Source organism: Ornithinimicrobium sufpigmenti (assembly GCF_004322775.1).
GTDB classification, from domain to species: Bacteria; Actinomycetota; Actinomycetes; order Actinomycetales; family Dermatophilaceae; genus Ornithinicoccus; species Ornithinicoccus sufpigmenti.
Map to the genome: position 1 here is coordinate 2,255,308 of NZ_CP036403.1, position 18,154 is coordinate 2,273,461.

General features: G+C 71.9%; 17 protein-coding genes. 3 read left to right on the forward strand and 14 right to left on the reverse strand.

Features of this window, described 5'->3' with window-relative positions; all coding sequences use genetic code 11:
• Positions 1 to 7: 7 nt before the first annotated feature.
• Positions 8 to 1,105 carry a tRNA (adenine-N1)-methyltransferase gene (locus tag ESZ52_RS10305; protein WP_131104868.1) on the reverse strand — a complete coding sequence of 366 codons (1,098 nt, stop codon included), beginning with the start codon at positions 1,103 to 1,105 and terminating at the stop codon, positions 8 to 10.
• Positions 1,106 to 1,114: 9 nt separating this feature from the next.
• Positions 1,115 to 2,248 (reverse strand): site-2 protease family protein, encoded by a 1,134-nt coding sequence (locus tag ESZ52_RS10310; protein WP_131104869.1) that lies wholly within the window; start codon positions 2,246 to 2,248, stop codon positions 1,115 to 1,117.
• Positions 2,249 to 2,316: 68 nt separating this feature from the next.
• On the opposite strand from ESZ52_RS10310, the gene ESZ52_RS10315 reads away from it, so the two are divergent.
• A complete protein-coding gene (locus tag ESZ52_RS10315; protein ID WP_131104870.1) occupies positions 2,317 to 3,210 on the forward strand; it encodes a RecB family exonuclease in 894 nt (297 codons plus the stop codon).
• 58 nt (positions 3,211 to 3,268) lie between these two features.
• On the opposite strand, the gene ESZ52_RS10320 is transcribed toward ESZ52_RS10315, so the two are convergent.
• The gene (locus ESZ52_RS10320) at positions 3,269 to 4,123 is read right to left on the reverse strand and encodes a PAC2 family protein (RefSeq protein WP_131104871.1); all 855 of its coding nucleotides are present in this window, start codon (positions 4,121 to 4,123) and stop codon (positions 3,269 to 3,271) included.
• A gap of 178 nt (positions 4,124 to 4,301) precedes the next feature.
• On the opposite strand from ESZ52_RS10320, the gene ESZ52_RS10325 reads away from it, so the two are divergent.
• A complete protein-coding gene (locus ESZ52_RS10325) occupies positions 4,302 to 5,018 on the forward strand; it encodes an HAD family hydrolase (protein WP_238154564.1) in 717 nt (238 codons plus the stop codon).
• Here ESZ52_RS10325 and mshC read toward each other — a convergent pair.
• From mshC to ESZ52_RS10365, 7 genes are all read right to left on the reverse strand, one after another.
• Complete coding sequence (gene mshC / locus ESZ52_RS10330) at positions 5,008 to 6,291, reverse strand: cysteine--1-D-myo-inosityl 2-amino-2-deoxy-alpha-D-glucopyranoside ligase (RefSeq protein WP_131104872.1); 1,284 nt, start codon at positions 6,289 to 6,291, stop codon at positions 5,008 to 5,010. The genes ESZ52_RS10325 and mshC overlap by 11 nt on opposite strands.
• A 47-nt stretch (positions 6,292 to 6,338) precedes the next feature.
• Positions 6,339 to 8,408, reverse strand: a complete 2,070-nt coding sequence (locus tag ESZ52_RS10335; RefSeq protein WP_131104873.1) for an HNH endonuclease signature motif containing protein — start codon at positions 8,406 to 8,408, stop codon at positions 6,339 to 6,341.
• 253 nt (positions 8,409 to 8,661) lie between these two features.
• On the reverse strand, positions 8,662 to 9,525 hold the full coding sequence (locus ESZ52_RS10340) for an SCO1664 family protein (protein ID WP_202865320.1): 864 nt from the start codon (positions 9,523 to 9,525) through the stop codon (positions 8,662 to 8,664).
• Between the two features lie 4 nt (positions 9,526 to 9,529).
• Positions 9,530 to 10,087: a DUF3090 domain-containing protein gene (locus ESZ52_RS10345; RefSeq protein ID WP_131104874.1), complete on the reverse strand. Its 558-nt coding sequence runs from the start codon at positions 10,085 to 10,087 to the stop codon at positions 9,530 to 9,532.
• 28 nt (positions 10,088 to 10,115) lie between these two features.
• On the reverse strand, positions 10,116 to 10,916 hold the full coding sequence (locus ESZ52_RS10350; RefSeq protein ID WP_131104875.1) for an MSMEG_4193 family putative phosphomutase: 801 nt from the start codon (positions 10,914 to 10,916) through the stop codon (positions 10,116 to 10,118).
• The gene (locus ESZ52_RS10355; RefSeq protein WP_131104876.1) at positions 10,916 to 11,959 is read right to left on the reverse strand and encodes an LLM class F420-dependent oxidoreductase; all 1,044 of its coding nucleotides are present in this window, start codon (positions 11,957 to 11,959) and stop codon (positions 10,916 to 10,918) included. The genes ESZ52_RS10350 and ESZ52_RS10355 overlap by 1 nt, the downstream gene beginning before the upstream one ends.
• Positions 11,960 to 11,962: 3 nt before the next feature.
• Complete coding sequence (locus ESZ52_RS10365) at positions 11,963 to 12,394, reverse strand: hypothetical protein (protein ID WP_181009999.1); 432 nt, start codon at positions 12,392 to 12,394, stop codon at positions 11,963 to 11,965.
• 200 nt (positions 12,395 to 12,594) lie between these two features.
• Here ESZ52_RS10365 and ESZ52_RS10370 point away from each other — a divergent pair, with 200 nt between their 5' ends.
• On the forward strand, positions 12,595 to 12,780 hold the full coding sequence (locus tag ESZ52_RS10370; protein ID WP_131104877.1) for a DUF5703 family protein: 186 nt from the start codon (positions 12,595 to 12,597) through the stop codon (positions 12,778 to 12,780).
• 46 nt (positions 12,781 to 12,826) lie between these two features.
• On the opposite strand, the gene ESZ52_RS10375 is transcribed toward ESZ52_RS10370, so the two are convergent.
• The 4 genes from ESZ52_RS10375 to ESZ52_RS10390 form a co-directional block, all read right to left on the reverse strand.
• Complete coding sequence (locus tag ESZ52_RS10375) at positions 12,827 to 14,176, reverse strand: M20/M25/M40 family metallo-hydrolase (RefSeq protein WP_131104878.1); 1,350 nt, start codon at positions 14,174 to 14,176, stop codon at positions 12,827 to 12,829.
• 114 nt (positions 14,177 to 14,290) lie between these two features.
• On the reverse strand, positions 14,291 to 14,731 hold the full coding sequence (locus ESZ52_RS10380) for an SRPBCC family protein (protein ID WP_131104879.1): 441 nt from the start codon (positions 14,729 to 14,731) through the stop codon (positions 14,291 to 14,293).
• 4 nt (positions 14,732 to 14,735) lie between these two features.
• Positions 14,736 to 15,596, reverse strand: a complete 861-nt coding sequence (locus tag ESZ52_RS10385; protein WP_131104880.1) for an FAD binding domain-containing protein — start codon at positions 15,594 to 15,596, stop codon at positions 14,736 to 14,738.
• Positions 15,593 to 18,112, reverse strand: coding sequence for a xanthine dehydrogenase family protein molybdopterin-binding subunit (locus tag ESZ52_RS10390; protein ID WP_131106557.1), 2,520 nt, complete (start codon positions 18,110 to 18,112; stop codon positions 15,593 to 15,595). Before ESZ52_RS10390 ends, ESZ52_RS10385 begins: the two co-directional genes overlap by 4 nt.
• Positions 18,113 to 18,154 lie beyond the last annotated feature (42 nt).

An 18,154-nucleotide genomic window follows, 5' to 3' on the forward strand; every position in this document is an offset into this window, starting at 1 on the left:
AGGTCGTTCAAGACTCGGTCAAGTCGTCCGCACCCGGCTCAGCACCCGGCCCTGTGCCGGGGTCTGGACCGAACCTTGTGCCGCGGTCCGTGCCGTGGTCCGTTCCGGGCTCAAGGCGTTGGGCCGCGGTGGCCTCCGCGTCCCGGCGGGTGCGCCGCAGGCGCTTGGCCGAGACGGGCCGCTCCCCCAGGTCCTCGGCGCTCCACTCCTCGTCCTCCACCGGCGTGTAGTCCTCGCCGTAGGCGCCCGGTGCCGGCCTGCGCTTGCGCAGCGGGGCCTCGGTGTCGGGCGCGAGCCGGCGCAGGGTGATGAGAAAACCGGTGTGTCCGTGCATCCGGTGCTCGGGCCGCACGGACAGGCCCTCGAGGTGCCATCCGCGCACCAGCGACTCCCACGCCTGCGGCTCGGTCCACCCGCCGTTGCGGCGGGCGGTCTCGGCGACGCGGGAGAGCTGGGTCGTGGTGGCGACGTAGCAGATCAGGACGCCGCCGGGCACGAGGGCGTCGCCGACCACGTCCAGGCAGTCCCAGGGGGCGAGCATGTCGAGCACGACCCGGTCGACCGTGCCGGGCTCGACGGCTTCCGGCAGGGCGTCGACCAGGTCACCGACGGTGACCGTCCAGGCCGGGTGGTCCTGCCCGAAGAAGGCGCGGGCGTTGGCCCTGGCGATGTCCGCGAAGTCCTCGCGCCGCTCGAAGGACAGCAGCCGGCCGCCGTCCCCGACCGCGCGCAGCAGGGACAGCGACAGCGCCCCGGACCCGACCCCGGCCTCGACGACCGTGGCCCCGGGGAAGATGTCGGCGTAGGTGACGATCTGCCCGGCGTCCTTGGGGTAGACGACCTGGGCGCCGCGCGGCATCGACAGCACGTAGTCGGACAGCAGGGGACGCAGGGCCAGGTAGTCCGCGCCGGAGGTGTGGCGCACCACCGTGGCGTCGGGGGCGCCGATGAGGTCATCGTGCCGGATGTGCCCGCGGTGGGTGTGGAAGTTCCTGCCCGCCTCGAGGGTGATGGTGTGCAGCCGCCCCTTGGGGTCGGTCAGTTGCACGCGGTCGCCGGGCCGGAAGGGCCCGCGCCGAAGGTCGGCTCCGGTGGGCTGGGTCACCGGGACAGTCTACGAGCGGGACGGCACGAGGTCGTCCGCCACCACGACGCCCCAGGGGTGACCGTGCTCGTCGAGGAGCCCGATGACGCCGCTGCCGGTCGCGCGCATCACCTCGATCACGGCGTCCAGGCGGGTCTCGGGGGCCAGCGGGACCGCCCACCCCTGCGGCAGCCGGATCGCGACCGCCGACGCGGTGGTGTCGGGCCAGGCGGCCCGCGGGACCCGTTGCAGGCTCGGCGGGTCCACCACACCGTCCGGTCTGCCCTGGCCGTCCAGCACCACCCAGAGCCGCTGCTCCTGCCAGGGCACCGACGCGAGCGTGGACCGGGCGCCCACCACGCCGACGGGATGCGCGGCTTCCCCGACGGTGCGTCTGGAGGCCGCCGCGCCGTGCCGGCCGCTGCGGATGGCCTGGCTGGCCCCCTGCCACATGAATCCGCCGATGAGCAGGACCCAGAAGATCCGCAGCAGGTCGACCCGCTCCCCCGCCAGCACCGGGGACAGGCCCCAGATGACCACCAGCACCACCAGCAGGCGCCCGGCCCAGCCCGCGACCAGCGTGCCCAGGTGCCGGTTGCCGGACAACCGCCAGACCAGCGCCTCCAGCAGGAAGCCCCCGTCCAGGGGCAGGCACGGGATGAGGTTGAAGATGGCCACGAAGGTGTTGGCCCACGCGAAGGCATAGGTGAGCAGCACCAGGACTCCCGTGCCCGACCCGGGCAGCAGCAGCTGCGCCCCGGAGCCGCTGGCCAGCGCGGCCACCGCCCACCAGCCGAGCAGGGCCAGGAGGGCGTTGGAGAGCGGACCGACCACCGCGACGGCAGCGCTGCGTCCCGGGGTGCCGCCCGCGCCGTCGTGCGCGGTGTGCCCGCCCCAGAAGTCGGCGACGACACGCGAGACCCCGAAACCCACGCGTTGGGCGACCAGGGCGTGGGCGGCCTCGTGCACCAGCACCGAGATGAGGAGGAGCACCGCGAAGGCCAGTGCCACGGCATACGCCCACCAGCCCAGGTCCGGCAGCAGCCGCTGCACGGTCGGCCCGAAGATGGCGACCAGCAGCAGGGCGACGAGCACCCAGCTGCGACCCAGGTAGACCGGGATGCCGGAGAGGGTGCCGATGCGCCAGCCCGGGGTGGTGTCCATGGGTCGGTAGCCTATGCGCCTGCGCCGACCTGCCCAGCCCTGTCAGACCTCCGGGTTACGCTCGAGGTATGCAGCTGGAGGTGGCCGTGGACGGTGCGGGGGTGACCGTGCCCGAGGTGGGGGATGGGATCGCCCGCGCGCTGTCACCGTCGCGGGCCGCCGACTTCATGCAGTGCCCGCTGCTCTACCGCTTCCGGGTCGTCGACCAGCTGCCTGAGCCGGTCAGCCCCGCTGCGGCGCGGGGGACTCTGGTGCACGCGGTGCTGGAGCGGCTCTTCGAGCTGCCGGCGCCGGAGCGCACCGTGGAGGCCGCGGTCGCGCTCGTCCCGGACGAGTGGGAGCGGCTGCTCGACCAGGCGCCGGAGTGGGCCGACCTGATCAGGAAGGACACGGTCGAGGCCGCGGACAGCCTGGTGCAGGACTGGTTCGAGCTGGAGGACCCGACCCTGCTCGAGCCCGAGGAGACCGAGCTCTACGTGGAGGCCGACCTCGACGGTTTGATCATCCGCGGGGTCGTGGACCGGTTGGACGTGGCTGCCGACGGGCGGCTGCGGGTGGTGGACTACAAGACCGGGAGGGCACCGTCCGAGATGTTCGAGGGCCGGGCGCTGTTCCAACTGAAGTTCTACGCCCTGGCCCTGTGGCGCAGCCGGGGCGTCATGCCGTCCCGGCTGCAGCTGGTCTACCCGCGGGACAAGACCGTGCTGTGGATCGACCCGACCGAGCGCGAGCTGCTCGCGACGGAGCGCAAGGTGCGCGCGCTGTGGGACGCGATCGAGCTGGTCGCGACCACCGGCGACTGGCGGCCACGGACGAGCTGGGCCTGCCGCTGGTGCGCGCACCAGGCTGTGTGCCCGGCCTACGGCGGCACCCCTCCGCCGCTCCCGCCCGACGCGGCGACGCGCGCGCTGGACCCACGCGCAGCCGGGCGGGTCACGGCGTCCGAGGACGGCCCGCAGTAGCGACGGCGCGGTTCACCGCCTTGCCGCGACCTAACTGCGGCGACCTACCTGCGGCGAACTACCCGCCTGCCCCGTCGTCCCGTCGCCGCAGGTACCGCTCGAACTCCCGGGCGATCGCGTCGCCGGACGCCTCCGGCAGGTCGGCGGTGTCCTGGGCCTCTTCGAGCTGCCGGACGTAGTCCGCGACCTCCTCGTCGGAGTCGGCGAGCTCGTCCACGCCGTGCTCCCACGCCTGCGCGGCCTCGCTGATCGCGGCGTCGTCCACCACGCAGTCCAGGATTTCCTCGAGCTGGCCGAGGAGGGCGAGCGAGGCCTTCGGCGACGGGGCGCCGCCGGCGTAGTGCGGCACAGCTGCCCAGCAGGACAGGGTGGGCAGGTGCTGCTGCCGGGCCTCGTCGGAGAGGACGCCGACGATCCCCGTGGGCCCCTCGTAGGAGCTGCGCTCGACGTCGTCGTTGCCCTCGAGCAGTCCTTCGTCCTCGGAGGTCAGCCCGACCGGGATGGGCCGGGTATGCGGTACGTCGGCGAGCAGGCCACCGAGGACGATGAGCAGCTGGGTGCCCTGGTCCAGGATGTAGGACAGCAGGTCGTTGGCGAAGGTCCGCCAGCGCACCGAGGGTTCGATTCCCAGGACGAGCAGGACGTCCCGCCCCACGGGGGTGTTGCGGGCGAGCAGGATGCGGGTGGTGGGCCAGCGGACGATCCGGCGGCCGTCGACGTTGGCCACCTGGGGCCGGTTGACCTGGAAGTCGTAGAAGTCCTCCGGGTCGATCGCTGCGACGACCTCTGCGTCCCAGACCTCGGCGAGATGCTTGACGACGGCGGAGGCGCACTCCCCTGCGTCGTTCCACCCCTCGAAGGCGGCGATCACGATGGGGTCCCGCAGCTCGCCGATCTCCTGCAGCTCGATCATCCGCACCTCCCTCAGGACCGGCCGGTGCCGGTGGGCACCACCCTACGTCCACCATCGGCGGAAGGCAGTGCATCACCGTTCACGGCGTCCACGCAGGTTCGTGCCCGGCGTCTCCGGAGGTGCGCGACCCGATCGCGGCTGCTCCGGAGGGTTGCGCCGCTGCACCTAGAGTGGTCGTGTGACCCGTGCCCGCTCCTCGACTCCTGCCGCTCACCTCCCGCCTGACCGTCTGCCGGCGGCGGTGCTGTGGGACATGGACGGGACCCTGGTCGACACCGAGCCCTACTGGATCGCCGAGGAGTATGCGCTGGTCGAGGCGGCAGGCGGGGTGTGGACGGACGAGGACGCCCACGACCTGGTCGGCCAGGACCTGCGGGTCTCGGCGCGGATGATCCTCGACCGCACGCCGGTGACCGGGACGGTCGACGAGGTCGTCCACGCGCTGCTCGCCGGCGTGGTGCGACGGACCAGGCAGCACATGCCCTGGCGACCAGGGGCGCGGGAGCTGCTGACCGAGCTGAGCGAGGCGGAGGTGCCCTCAGCGCTGGTGACCATGTCGTGGGCGCCTCTGGCGGAGGTGCTCGTCGAGCACCTGCCCGAGGGCACGTTCACCGCTGTCATCACCGGGGACCAGGTGGCGCGGGGCAAGCCGTACCCGGACCCCTACCTCGAGGCCGCCGCCCGTCTCGGCGTGGATCCCGCTGACTGCGTGGCAGTGGAGGACTCGCCCACGGGGGCTGCGTCCGCGACGGCGGCCGGTGTCCCGACGCTCGTCGTCCCGCACACGGTCCAGGTGCCGCAGATGCCGCGAGCACGTCAGCTCGAGAGCCTGGAAGGGGTCCAGGCCCGGGACCTCGTCCGGCTGGCGACCGAGCAGCTCTCCGTCAGAGGCTGACGCCGAGCAGCGCGTCGACCGCCACCTGCACCAGGCCGGTTCCGCGCCCGTCCGCTTCCTGGGCCCAGCGGTCCACCGCCACCAGGGCGCCGGGGGCGTCCAGGTCACCGGCCAGCCGCTCGCGCATCCGCACCACCGTCTCCAGCTCCAGCCCCAGGTCCGGCGGTTCCGAGATGGCAGGTGAGGTCGGATGAGCAGCAGCAGCACGCCATACCCGGAGGCGCTCCTCTGCGCGGGCCAGCAGGTCGTCGGTCCAGTCCCAGGGGGTGCGGTAGTGGCGGTCGAGGAGCGCCAGCCGGATCGCCATGGGGTCGACCCCTTCCCGGCGCAACCTTGAGACGAGCACCAGGTTGCCCTTGGACTTGCTCATCTTCTCGCCGTCCAGGCCGACCATGGCCTGGTGCACGTAGGCCCTGGCGAAGCTACCCCGGCCATGGATCGCGTCCGCCTGCACCGCGCTCATCTCGTGGTGCGGGAAGATCAGGTCGGTCCCGCCGCCCTGGACGTCGAAGTCCCGCCCGAGGTAGCGCAGCGCGATCGTCGAACACTCGATGTGCCATCCGGGACGGCCGCGCCCCAGGCTGCCGCCCTCCCAGTGCGGCTCGCCCTCCCGCCCCGCGCGCCAGAGCAGCGGGTCCAACGGCTGCCGCTTCCCGGCGCGGTCGGGGTCGCCGCCGCGCTCGCCGAAGACCTCCATCATCTCCTCGCGGGTCCAGCCCGAGACGTCGCCGAAGGTGGGTTGGCTGGCCAGGTCGAGGTAGAGGTCGACGCGGGCGGCCCCCTCCACCGTCGCCTCGGTGTCCGGCACGTCGACCGGGTATGCCGCGCCCGCTGCTACCAGCTGCTCCACCGCGCTCACGTCGTCCGGGATGCCCTCGACGGCACCGACGTAGTGGGCCGGCGGCAGGACCCGTAGCGCCTCCATGTCGCGGAAGAACAGCTCGATCTCCTGCTGCGCCAGGTCCTCCCAGTGGACTCCGTCGCGCGCCGCCCGCTCGAGCAGCGGCTCGTCGATGTCGGTGACGTTCTGGACGTAGACGACCTCACGGCCCGTGTCGCGCCAGACCCGCTGGAGCAGGTCGAAGGTGACGTAGGTCGCGGCGTGCCCCATGTGCGTCGCGTCGTACGGGGTGATCCCGCAGACGTACAGCCGCGCCTCGTCGCCCTCCCCGACCGGGACCGTCTCGCCGCGTGCGGTGTCGTGCACCTGGACCGCCGTGCCGGGATGCGCGACGGGGAGCGACGGGACCTCGGTAGACGACCATTTCTTCACAGCCGGGAGCCTAGTTCGTCCCGGTGGGCGCAACCCAACGGGCTGGCCTAGAACGGTGGTGGGTCGTCACGTTCAATGTCCCACGTGGTGTCCGAACGGCGGTCCTGCCGGGCGGGTCGGTCGCGGTCGGCCGAGCCGTCAGCCCTGTCTGCGCTGGGATCGCTGTCAGCCCCGTCAGCGTTGTCAGCGCTTTCACTGGGGGTGAGACCGAGGATCTGCTCGGGGGTGGGGTGGCCAACGGGTGGGCCCGGCCGTTGCTGGGTGCTGTCCTTCCGGGCGTGGGTGACGCAGAACCAGCCGCTCGTGGGGCCACCGTCGGCGGCTTCGGGTAGGTCGTCCTCGTCCTCGAGGAAGGCTCCGGGGCCGCGGTGGACGATGGCGGCGTAGAGCGCTTGAGCTGCCCGGAGCCGGACTGAGTCCTTCAGGTGCTCCTCGTGGCCGGGGAGCCCGGTCGTGGCCGGTGCGGAGTCGAGAGCGGCCTGCCGGTAGATCGCCCGGGCCAGCTCGACGAACTCGGAGCGGCCCCACTGCTCCACCTGCTCCTCCCCCGTCGGTGGAGGCAGGACGGCGCGCACCGAGCCCTCGTGGACGTCTGCGGAAGGCTCACCGGGATCCGGCGAGCCGGGTCTGATCTGGTCCAGGTACTGGCGGTAGTCGTGCTCGCGGGTAGTGATGGTGCTGGCCAGCAGCGTGGTCCAGGTCAGGTCGCGGCGTGCGTTGATCGTGACGGCACAGCGCTGCTTGGTCTTGTGCTGATGCCATTCCTTGACGGCGGCGGCCAAGTTCAGCTCACTGGTGGGGCCACCACCGGGTTCACCGGTCCAGGGGATGACGTGGTCCAGCTCGCAGGCCGAGGCGGGTGCTCGTCCGCTCGGGGTGCGGGAGTACAGGTCGGCCGCGATGACCTGGCGGCGCATGTCCGCATCGGGACGGTAGGCCGCGATCGTGCGCTCCCGCAACCGCCCGTCCGCCGGGTCCATCAACAACCGGGTCAGGGTCGTGCCGGGCCGCAGCACCAGCTCACGGGCATGACCGGGGGTGATGAACGTCCCCAGCCGGCCCAGGATCTCCCCCACCCCACCACTCGACCTGTCACGCGAGCGCGTCCTCCCCGCCGGCCCTCGCTCGTCCGGGTCGGCAGGTTCCGGCGGCGTGCTCTCGCCGGGGTCGGGATCACCGGGCTGGTCCGCGGTCGAGTAGGTGTGGCCGCAGTGGGGACAGGTGGGCGTGGCGGTCAAGGAGTCCCAACCGATGACGACCTGGACCTGGACCTGGGGTTGACCGGTCAGGACCCGGGCCAGGTGTTCCAGGTCGCCCGGGGTGAGGTCATCGACATCCTTGTCCAGAGCAGGGATCGTGCCGTGCACCAGCAGCGCGGCGCACACGTCGGCCCGCAGCTGGTCCAGGGTGCGTTCGTCCCCTCCAGCACGCAGCAGCCGCGCGACTCGTTCGATACGGGTGTGGATCGCGCACATCGCGACCAGATCGGTGTGCAGCACCAACGTGCCGGTGCCGTCATCATGTCCGGTAATGGTGACCTTGCGAGACCGGTAGGCCGCTCGACGCCGGGCCCGTTCGGCCTCTACGTCCTGCCCCTCGGCCCGGGTCGCCTCCCGCTCCAGCGCCGCGCGGTACTGGGTGTGGTCCCAGCCCTCCTCCCGCAGCCCGCCCTCAGGATCCAGCCGCTCGTTGGCCACCTCGTCCGGGTCGGTCCCGAACAACCGGATAGCGACCAGCTGTGCTGCTTCCGGGTCCAGCCGTGCGCAGCGCATCCAGAACAGCCGCACCTGCCACCACGTGGTCCAGGCCCCGTCCAGAGCGTTGATCACCAGAGCCGGGATTATTCCGGGTGCGCACGCGACGCCGACGAGCTGACGAGCCTCCTCCCGGCTGTACCGACCACCGACGACCAGCTCAGCGATCGCCATGGCCTTGGCCTCGGTCCGGAGCTTGGCCCGCTGCGCCGCGGTCAGCTCCTCGACCGACACATACCCCTTCAGGGTCAGCAGCTCGTCGGCCGCCGCGGCGACCGTCACCTTCGCCGCCTCGAGCAGCCGGGCCTCGATCCCGCCCCGGGCCGCGGTCAACGTGCGGACCGCCAACATCACGGGCGCCACCGCAGAGTCATCCTTGACCGGGCCCCCACCGTCCGTGTCGCTCGTCGATACGGCCATCACACACCTCCCCTGGCAGCCACTCGTCGCTGAACCAACTACCCCCAGGGTAGAACGGACGTACGACATACCTCAGAGGGCAAGGCACATCTGTGGATCACCAGGCGGTTCGTTCGCCCCTGTGGAGGCAGGCCGAGAGGCCACGGGGATTCCGACTTACTCACGTGGCACCCGACGCGACAGCGTCAGCGTTACCTCACCACAAGGGCCACGGGAGGGGATAGCGGTCTCCTGGCGGGTCAGGGAAGGCACTGCTCTCCAGGAGGGCCATGCCCCGTGCCCGCAGCGCCTCGACCTCCGGAACTGACAACATCTTTGCCAGATCAGTCCCCAGCTCGCTGTCCAGCGCCTCGAGCAGCGCAGCCACAGCGCGCAGCTCGTCGGGCGCCAGCGGCTTGCCAGCCCACCCCCACAGCACCGTGCGCAGCTTGTCCTCCACGTGCAGGGACAAGCCATGGTCGAAGCCGCGCAACCGGGCCCGCGGGTCCAGCGTCAGGTGAGCGGCCTTGCGGTCGGCGTTGTTGAGCAGGGCGTCCAGGACAGCCATCTGACGAAGTCGCGGGTCATCGGCGTGCGCGACCACCACCTCGTGTCCTTCCTCGTCAGACCCTGAGACCACCGGCAGCCACCCCGGCCCGAGGTCGGCCGGCGCGAGCACCTCCACCAGCCCGGCAGAGGGGTCCGCCAGGCGCTCCGGCTCCTGGTCGACCCACCACTGCAACGAACCCTCCCCCAAGGGCCCGTCCCTCAGCACTGTCGGAGGCACGATCTCGAAGCCGCCCGCGCGCGAGGCGAGGTACGCCGCCACCTCCCGGGCCGCCAGCGTCCCGACCGGGAAGTCCCGCAGGGGTCGCTCTCCCCGAACCGGCTTGTAGACGGCGCGGTGACCGGTTGTGGCACCGGAGGCGTCCGTGAGATCGACGAGGAGGGTCAGGTTCGAGGCCTGGGTGAGCACCCCGACCGGCTCGATCGTCGCCGTGCGGAGGAGGTCCAGGGCCTCCTCGTCCGAGACGTCCTCGATGACCGGCCGGTCCACGGCCGGCTCGTCCTCGACCGGCACGTCGTCAGCGACGGTAGCCGTTGGCGCGCGGGCAGATGTGACCGCGCGGGTCCAGCGGCTGGCCGCAGAAGGGGCAGCTCGGACGCCCGCCCTCGATGGACTTGGCGCACCGCTGAGCAAAGGCGCGCGCGGCGGCGGGAGTGAGGACGACCCGCACCGACTGCGGCGGCAGCACGCCCCAGGGCGGCTCCGTGTCGCCCTCCGCCTCCAGCTCGGCCAGCTCCTCGGGTGCCGGCCGGTCGTGCGCCTCCAGCACCACCCGGCGGACCTCGTCGTCCCAGGCCACGGACAGCCTCTGGACCCGGAAGTCGTCGTCGAACGGGGTGTCCAGCGGCGCATTGTCCAGGAACGGCTCGGCCGCCTCGGGGCTGCCTTCCGGTCCTGCCACCTGGTCCAGCATCTCCACCAGCGATTCACCGAGCAGGCGGACCTGCTCCTTCTCCAGGGAGACGGTCACCACCCGGCCGTCGGCGCTGGCCTGCAGGAAGAAGGTCCGCTCACCGGGCGGTCCGACGCTCCCGGCGACGAAGCGGTCCGGCGGGTCGAAGACGTGCGGGGACATGCCGTCAGCCTACGTCGCCCGCGGACCGCTATACGGACTCCTCGCCGGAGGCTTCGGTCTTCGACCCGCCGTGATCTTCCGCCGGTTCCTCCTCACGACCCGAACCGCTACCGGCCCCGCCGCCCACCTCTGCGTCACCGCTGGCTCCGGCCGCCACGATCCGCGCGACCAGACCTGACAGGTCCACCGGGTCGTGGCCTGTGTCGTTCATCCTCAGCACGAACGGCCGCGCACCCGTCCGGTGCACGATGCTCAGCGACGCTGGGTCGACCACGATGCGCTGGAAGTCGTCCAGGGACGTGGCGAGGGTGTGGGCGAGCAGCGCCTTGATCACGTCGCCGTGGCTCACCGCGACCCAGACCGCGCCGGGCCCGTGCTCGTCCTCCAGCCGGGCGTCCCACTCCTCCAGCGCAGCGATCGCACGGGCCTGCATGTCGGCCATCGCCTCGTGCTCGAACTCCTCGTGCTCGGGGAAGGTCACCCGGGACGGCTCGTCCTGGACCTGCCGCCACAGGGGGTCCTTGGCCAGCTCGGCGAGAGGACGACCGGTCCACGCGCCGTACCTGGCCTCCCCCAGCCGCTCCTCGGTATGCCGTGCCACCACCCGGTCGGCAGGCTGGGCCGCCACGACGGCAGCAGCCGTCTCTGCGCAGCGCTGCAGCGGGCTGGAGACCACCGCGGCCAGGGCGGTCGGGGCGAGCCGCTCGCCCACGCGCCGAGCCTGCTCCAGGCCCGCCTCGTCCAGACCCACGCCCGGGGTCCAGCCGGCCAGCGTGCCGTCGGCGTTGGCCCGGGTCCGGCCGTGCCGGAGCAGGATGCAGATCGCCATCAGTCGTCGAGCCGCCGGTGCGCCTCGACGGCGGCCTCCAGGCCGGCCATCCGCGCGTCCAGGTCGGCGCCCCACGGGGAGACGGTGAGGGTGGTGAGGCCGGCGTCGCGGTAGCGACGCATGCCGGCGGCGATCCGGTCGACGTCGCCGAGCAGGCTGGTGTCGTCGATGAACTGGGGTGGCAGGGCGGCGGCGGCCTCGGCATACCGGCGCTCCAGGTAGAGCTCCTGCACCCGCGTCGCCTCCTCCTCATAGCCCATCCGGCAGGCCAGCTGGTTGTAGAAGTTGTGCTCCCGGCTGCCCATGCCCCCGACGTAGAGGGCCGGGTAGGGGCTCACCGCGCGCGCACAGGCCTCCACGTCCTCGCCGACGGCCAGGGCCACCACCGCATCCCGCTCGAAGGGCCGGGCCGGCGGGGTATGCCGTGCCGCCAGTCCCGCGTCCAGGTGCGCCTTCTGCTCGGGGAAGAAGCCAGGCGCGACGAAGACGCCGAGCCAGCCGTCGGCGATCTCCCCGGCCAGCTCGAGGTTCTTCGGGCCCACCGCGGCCAGGTAGATGGGCACGTCGGCGCGGTGGGTGTGGGTCAGGCGGAGGGCCTTGCCGGGCCCGTCCGGCAGGGGCAGGGTGAAGAACTCACCGTCGTGCGTGAGCGACTTCCGCGCGAGCGCGGTGCGGACGATCTGGGCGTACTCGCGGGTGCGGGCCAGCGGCTTGCCGAACCGGACCCCGTGCCACCCCTCGGACACCTGCGGGCCGCTGACCCCGAGGCCGAGGCGGAAGCGGCCACCGGAGAGGCTGTCCAGGCTGACCGCGGCCATGGCGGTCGCGGCCGGGGAGCGAGCGGGGATCTGCAGCACGCCGGCGCCGATCTCGATGCGCTCGGTCTGCGCGGCGAGGTAGGCCAGGATGCTCACCGCGTCCGGCCCGTACGCCTCCGCGACCCAGACGACGTCGACGCCGAGCTGGTCGGCGCGCCGGACCAGCTCGAGGTTCTCCTCGTCCCTGCCCTGACCCCAGAAACCGCAGCTCAGCCCTAGCCGCACAGGTCAGCCCCGCGCCGAGCCGGCGACGTCGTCGCCGTCATCGGAGTCCTCGTCATCCTCGTCGTAGTCGTCGTCATCGAAATCTTCGTCATCATCGTCGTCTTCGTCTTCGTCGTCTTCGTCGTCATCATCGTCGGTGTCGAACTCGTCCTCGTCATCGTCGAGGTCGTCCTCATCATCCCCGTCGAGGTCGTCCTCGTCGTCGAGCTCGTCGTCGCCTGCGCCTTCCTCGTCCTCCCCGTACACCACGAGGGGGGTGACCTCGCCGTAGGCGTCCATGAGGGCGTCGTCGTAGGCGGAGAACGCCTCGATGATCCGGTCGTAGGCCGCGAGCACCGACGGGTCGTTGTCCCCGCGGCGCACAGCTGCCGTCTCCAGGTGCGTCTCCAGGGCGGCGACGAGAGCGGACAGGGCGGCGCGCGGGTCGTCGGTCATGCTGGAACCGTAGCGCCTCGGGCCGGGCCGCGTGGGGTCATGTCGCGGCTATGTCGCAGTCAGGTGGCACGACGTCCCAGCACCACGGCATACCCGCCTCGGTGCCGGCCCCGTATCGGCCCCGTATCGGCCCCGTGTCGGCCCCTGTTCCGGGCCTGCCTGCTACCGGAACCGGCGCGAGTGCCTATGCTGGCGCCACGATGGTGGAGTACGAGTACCGGGAGCTCACCTTCCACCGCGACCAGAGTCGCGGTGAGGTGCGTCAGGCCCTGACCGAGCACGCAGAGTATGGACGCTGGGAGCTGTTCCGCGTCCGGGTCTTCTGGGGTGGCATGCGCAAGGTGGTCATGCGCCGCAAGATCATCCGCGTCCAGCGCACCGCCTGAGGCTCGCGCCTCAGCCCGTAGCTCTGCAGTCGGGTCGCCAGCTGGCTCAGCAGTCGGCGATCAGCTGTCCCAGCACCCGCGTCCCGAACCGGATCGCGTCGACCGGGACCCGCTCGTCGACCCCGTGGAACATCCCGACGAAGTCCAGCTCCTCCGGCAGCCGCAGCGGGGCGAAGCCGTAGCCGGTGATCCCCAGCCGGGACAGGTGCTTGTTGTCGGTGCCGCCGGAGAGGCAGTAGGGCAGCACGTGCGCGCCGGGGTCCTCCTTGAGCAGCGCCCGCTTCATCGAGTCGACCAGCTCACCGCTGGACGGAGCCTCCAGCGCCACGTCCTTGTGCTCGATCTCCACCTCGACGTGCTCCCCGGCCAGCTCCCGGATCGTGGACAGCAGCTCCTCCTCGTGACCGGGCAGGAAGCGGCAGTCCAGCGAGGCCGAGGCGCTCTGGGGGATGACGTTCATCTTGTAGCCGGAGTCGAGCATGGAGAAGTTCGAGGTGTCTCGCAGCGTGCCCTCGACGAAGCGCCGCGCCCCACCGAGCCTGCCGAGCAGCTGCTCGAGCGTCTCCTCGCTCCACTCCTCGCCGGTGATCCGGGCGACGCCGTCGAAGAGCTCGCGCACGGAGGCGATGTACGTGCGCGGCCACTCGTGGGCGTTGATCCGGGTGATCGCCTCGGCGAGCCGGACGATGGCGTTCTCGGGGTTGGGGACCGAGCCGTGACCGGCGCGGCCGTGCGCGTGCAGCCGCAGCCAGGCGATCCCCTTCTCCGCGGTCTGCAGCAGGTAGGCCCGGGTCGGTGCACCGGTCGCGTGGTCGGGCAGGGTGACCGAGAAGCCACCCACCTCGCTGATCGCCTCGGTGCAGCCCTCGAACCACTCCGGGTGCTCCGCCACGACGTGCCCGGCCCCCTTCATCCCGCCGGCCTCCTCGTCGGCGAAGAAGGCCCAGACGATGTCGCGCGGCGGCTTCTCGCCAGACCGGGCGAGCTGGCGCAGGGTGGCGATGAGCATCGCCACCATGTCCTTCATGTCGACAGCGCCGCGGCCCCAGATCATCCCGTCCTTCTCCTCCGCCGCGAACGGGTCGACCGACCAGTCCTTGGCCTCGGCGGGGACGACGTCGAGGTGACCGTGCAGCACCAGGCCGGGCCGCGAGCGGTCCCGACCCTCGGTGCGCACCACGACGCTGGTCCGACCGGGGTGGTCGGCCGGCTCGGTCAGCAGCGGCTCCAGCCCGACCTCACGCAGCAGCCCGGCGACATACTCCGCGGCCTCCCGCTCCCCCGGCCCGCTGCCGTCACCGTAGTTGCTGGTGTCGATGCGGATGAGCTCCTTGCAGATCCGCACCGCCTCTTCCTCGACGGTGGTGGACATCATCAGGTCGTCGTCGCTGCTCATGCCGCCAGGGTATGCCGTGCTGCCGCCGCCCTGCGGCCCGCCCCGCCGGGTGGCGGGGCAGGGCGACAGGGCACGGAGGGCAGGGCGCGGCACGGGGTCGCCCGGGGACGGGCCCTAGCCGAGCTTGGACTCCAGGCAGGCCACGAACTGGCCGAGCAGCTTGTCCGAGACCGACTGCATGACGCCCCGGCCGAACTGGGCCGGCTTGCCGGTGATGGACAGGTCGGTGATGACGTCGACCCTGGTGCCCTCGCCGTCCCCGCTCAGGTCCAGCGTCGCGACGGCAGTGGCGTTGCCCAGACCGCGCAGCCCGCGGCCGACGCCCTCGATCTTGGCGTGGCGTGCCTCGTCGTCACGCTCCAGGAACCGGCCCTTGCCCTGGTAGGTGACCGCGATGGGACCGAGCTTGACCTTGACCTCACCCTCGAAATTCTCCTCGTCGTAGGAGGTCACCTTCGCGCCCGGGAAGCACCCGCCGACCTCGCCGAGGTCGGTGAGCAGCTCCCAGGTGCGCTCGGGCGAGGCGGCCACGGTGAAGGAGTGGTTGAGCTCCATACCGTCAGCCTGCCGCTGCCGCGAGCACGGCCCGGCGGGTCAGGACCCCGGCGACGTGACGGCGGTAGTCGGCCTGTCCGTTGAGGTCGGAGGGCGGGTCGGTGCCCTCCCCGACCCGGGCGCAGATCCCCGCGATCGCCTCCTCCGTGGCCGGCTGCCCGACCAGCGCCTGCTCCACCGAGCGCGCCCGCAGCGGGGTCGAGCCCATGTTGGTCAGGCCCACCTTGGCCTCGGCGATGGTGCTGCCCTCGGTCCGGACGGTCGCGGCGATGCCGAGGATCGCCCATTGGTGGGAGACCCGGACGAACTTCTCGTAGTGGCTGCCCCAGCCGGTGTGCTTGGGGATGCGGACCTCGGTGAGCAGCTCGTTCTCACCGACGGCCGTCTCGAAGAGGTCGACGAAGAACTCCGAGGCCGGCACCGGTTGGGGGCCGACCACCCCGCGGCTCTGGACCATCATCGTGGCGTCCAGGGCGAGCACGGGCGCGCCCACGTCTCCTGCCGGGTCCGCGTGCGCCAGGGCACCGCAGATCGTGCCGCGGTGGCGGATCTGCGGGTCGGCGATCGTCTCCACCGCCTGGTGCAGCAGCCGCAGGTGCTCCCGGACCAGCCCGGACTCCAGCACGTCCTGGTAGGTCGCGGCGGCGCCGATCCGGATGGCGTCGCCCTCGTCCGTGATGCCCTTGAGCTCCTCGATGTTCGAGATGTCGATGACCAGCTCGGGGGCGTTGAGCCGCATCCGCAGGACGGGGAGCAGCGACTGCCCCCCGGCCATCAGCTTGGCGCCGTCCGGGTTCTCGGAGAGCAGGGTCAGCGCCTCCTGGACGGAGGCGGGTGCGACGTAGTCGAACTGGGCGGGGATCATGACGGGCTCCCGTCGGTCGAGGTGGAGTGGGCACCAGCAGGGCGGTCCTCGCCGCCCGGCGGGTCCTGGTTGGGGGCGCCGGGAGCGAAGTGCGGCTCGGCCGAGTCCTCGGTCGGGGTGCGACCGCCGCCCTGGCTGCCGCCTTCGTGGATGGCCCGCCAGACCCGCTCCGGGGTGCACGGCATGGTGATGTCGTCCACACCCAGGTGCCGCACGGCGTCCAGCACGGCGTTGACGACGGCCGGGGTGGAGGCGATGCACCCGGCCTCGCCGACGCCCTTGGCACCCAGGTCGTTGGACGTGGCCGGCGAGACCGTCCGGTCGGTGACGAAGTTGATCGTGTCGGCGCTGGTCGGCAGGGTGTAGTCCACGAACGAGCCCGAGACGAGCGTGCCCTGGTCGTCGTAGACCGCCTCCTCCCACAGCGCCTGGGCGATGCCCTGGACCAGGCCGCCGTGGACCTGGCCCTCGACGATGAGCGGGTTGACGACGTTGCCGATGTCGTCGACGCAGACGTAGGAGCGCATCGAGGTGGCCCCGGTCTCGGTGTCGACCTCCATCGCGCACAGGTGGGTGCCGTGCGGGAAGGAGAAGTTCACCGGGTCGAAGGTGGCGTCGGCGTCCAGGGTCGGCTCCATCCCGTCGGGCAGGTCGTGCGCGGCGAAGACGTTGAGCGCCAGCTGGGCCAGCCCGATGCCCTCCTGGTCCTCCCCGGCGCCCCGGACGGTGAACGTGCCCTGGCTGAACTCCAGGTCGTCGACGTTGGCCTCGAGCACGTGCGCCGCGAGCGGCTTGGCCTTCTCGATCACCTTCTGGGCGGCGTTGATCACCGCCTGGCCACCGACGACGAGCGAGCGCGAGCCGTAGGTGTCCAGTCCCTTGTGGCTGATCTGGGTGTCGCCGTGCAGCACCTCGACGTCGTCGAAGGGCACGCCGAGCTGGTCGGCGACGATCTGGCTCCAGGCCGTCTCGTGCCCCTGGCCGTGGGCGGAGGAGCCGGTGATGACCTCGACCTTGCCGCTGGGCAGCATCCGGATCGAGGCGGTCTCCCAGCCGCCGGCGCCGTAGTTGAGCGAGCCCAGCACCCGGGAGGGCGCGAGGCCGCACATCTCCGTGAAGGTGGAGATCCCCAGGCCCAGCTGCACCCGGTCGCCGTTCTCCCGGCGACGGGCCTGCTCGGCCCGCAGCTCCTCATACCCGAACAGCTCCATGGCGCGCGCGGTGGCGGCCTCGTAGTTGCCCGAGTCGTACTCCAGCCCGCAGACCGTGGTGAACGGGAACTCCTCGTGGGTGATCCAGTTCTGCTCGCGCACCTCCATCGGGTCCCGGCCCAGCTCGACGGCCAGCTCGTCCATGATCCGCTCGATCGCGAAGGTGGCCTCGGGCCGGCCGGCGCCGCGGTAGGCGTCGGTCCAGGTCTTGTTGGTGAAGACGTTGGTGCAGGTGAAGCGGTAGGCGGGGAACTTGTAGATGGCGTTGAACATGAACGCCCCGAGGATGGGCACACCGGGGGTGACGAGACCCAGGTAGGCGCCCATGTCGGCGAGCAGGTCCACCTTGAGCGCCGTGACCGTGCCGTCCTTGGTCGCGGCCAGGGTCAGCCTCTGCCACTGGTCGCGCCCGTGGTGGGCGGCGAGCAGCGACTCGCTGCGGGTCTCGGTCCACTTGGCCGGCCTGCCGGTATGCCGTGCTACCAGGAAGGTGAGCACCTCCTCGGGGGTGACCTGCAGCTTGCCGCCGAAGCCACCGCCGACGTCCGGGGCGATGACCCGGATCTTGTGCTCGGGCACGCCCAGGGTCAGCGCCAGCATGAGCCGCAGGATGTGCGGGACCTGGGTTGAGGACCACATGACGAACTGCTCGCCGGTGGGGTCGACCACCACGGAACGGGGCTCCATGAAGGAGGGGATGAGCCGCTGCTGGCGGAACTCCCGCTCGATGACGACACCGTCCTGCCGGGCCTGCTCGATGGCGGCGTCGACGTCCTCGCCGGTGCCGGCCTCGGCCGAGTCGAAGACCCAGGTGGCGCTCTTGTTGGTGCCGAGGTCGGGGTGGGCGAGGGTCTCGTCGGCCGCGGCCGCCTTGAGCTCCAGGGCCGCGGGCAGCTCCTCGTAGTCGACCTCGACCAGCTCGGAGGCGTCCCGCGCGGCGGCGGCGGTGCGGGCGGCGACGACCGCGACGACCTCGCCGGAGAAGGCGACCCGGTCCACGGCGACCGCCGGGTGGGGCGGTGCCTTCTGGTCCTCGGTGATCGGCCAGGCGCAGGGCAGCGAGCCCTGCTGGTCCTTGAGGTCCTCGCCGGTGAGGACCGCGACCACGCCCTCGGACTCGCGGGCGGCGGTGGTGTCGATGCCGGTGATCCGGGCGTGGGCGTAGGGGCTGCGGACCATCGCCAGGTGCAGCATCCCGGTCATCTGCAGGTTGTCGGTCCACCGGGTGCGGCCGGTGATCAGGCGCTGGTCCTCCTTCCGACGGCGATCACGGCCGACCTCGCGGGAGGCCTCGGGGCTGCTCATGGACTCGTCGAAGGCCTGCTCGGTGGCCTCGGTGGTCGTGGT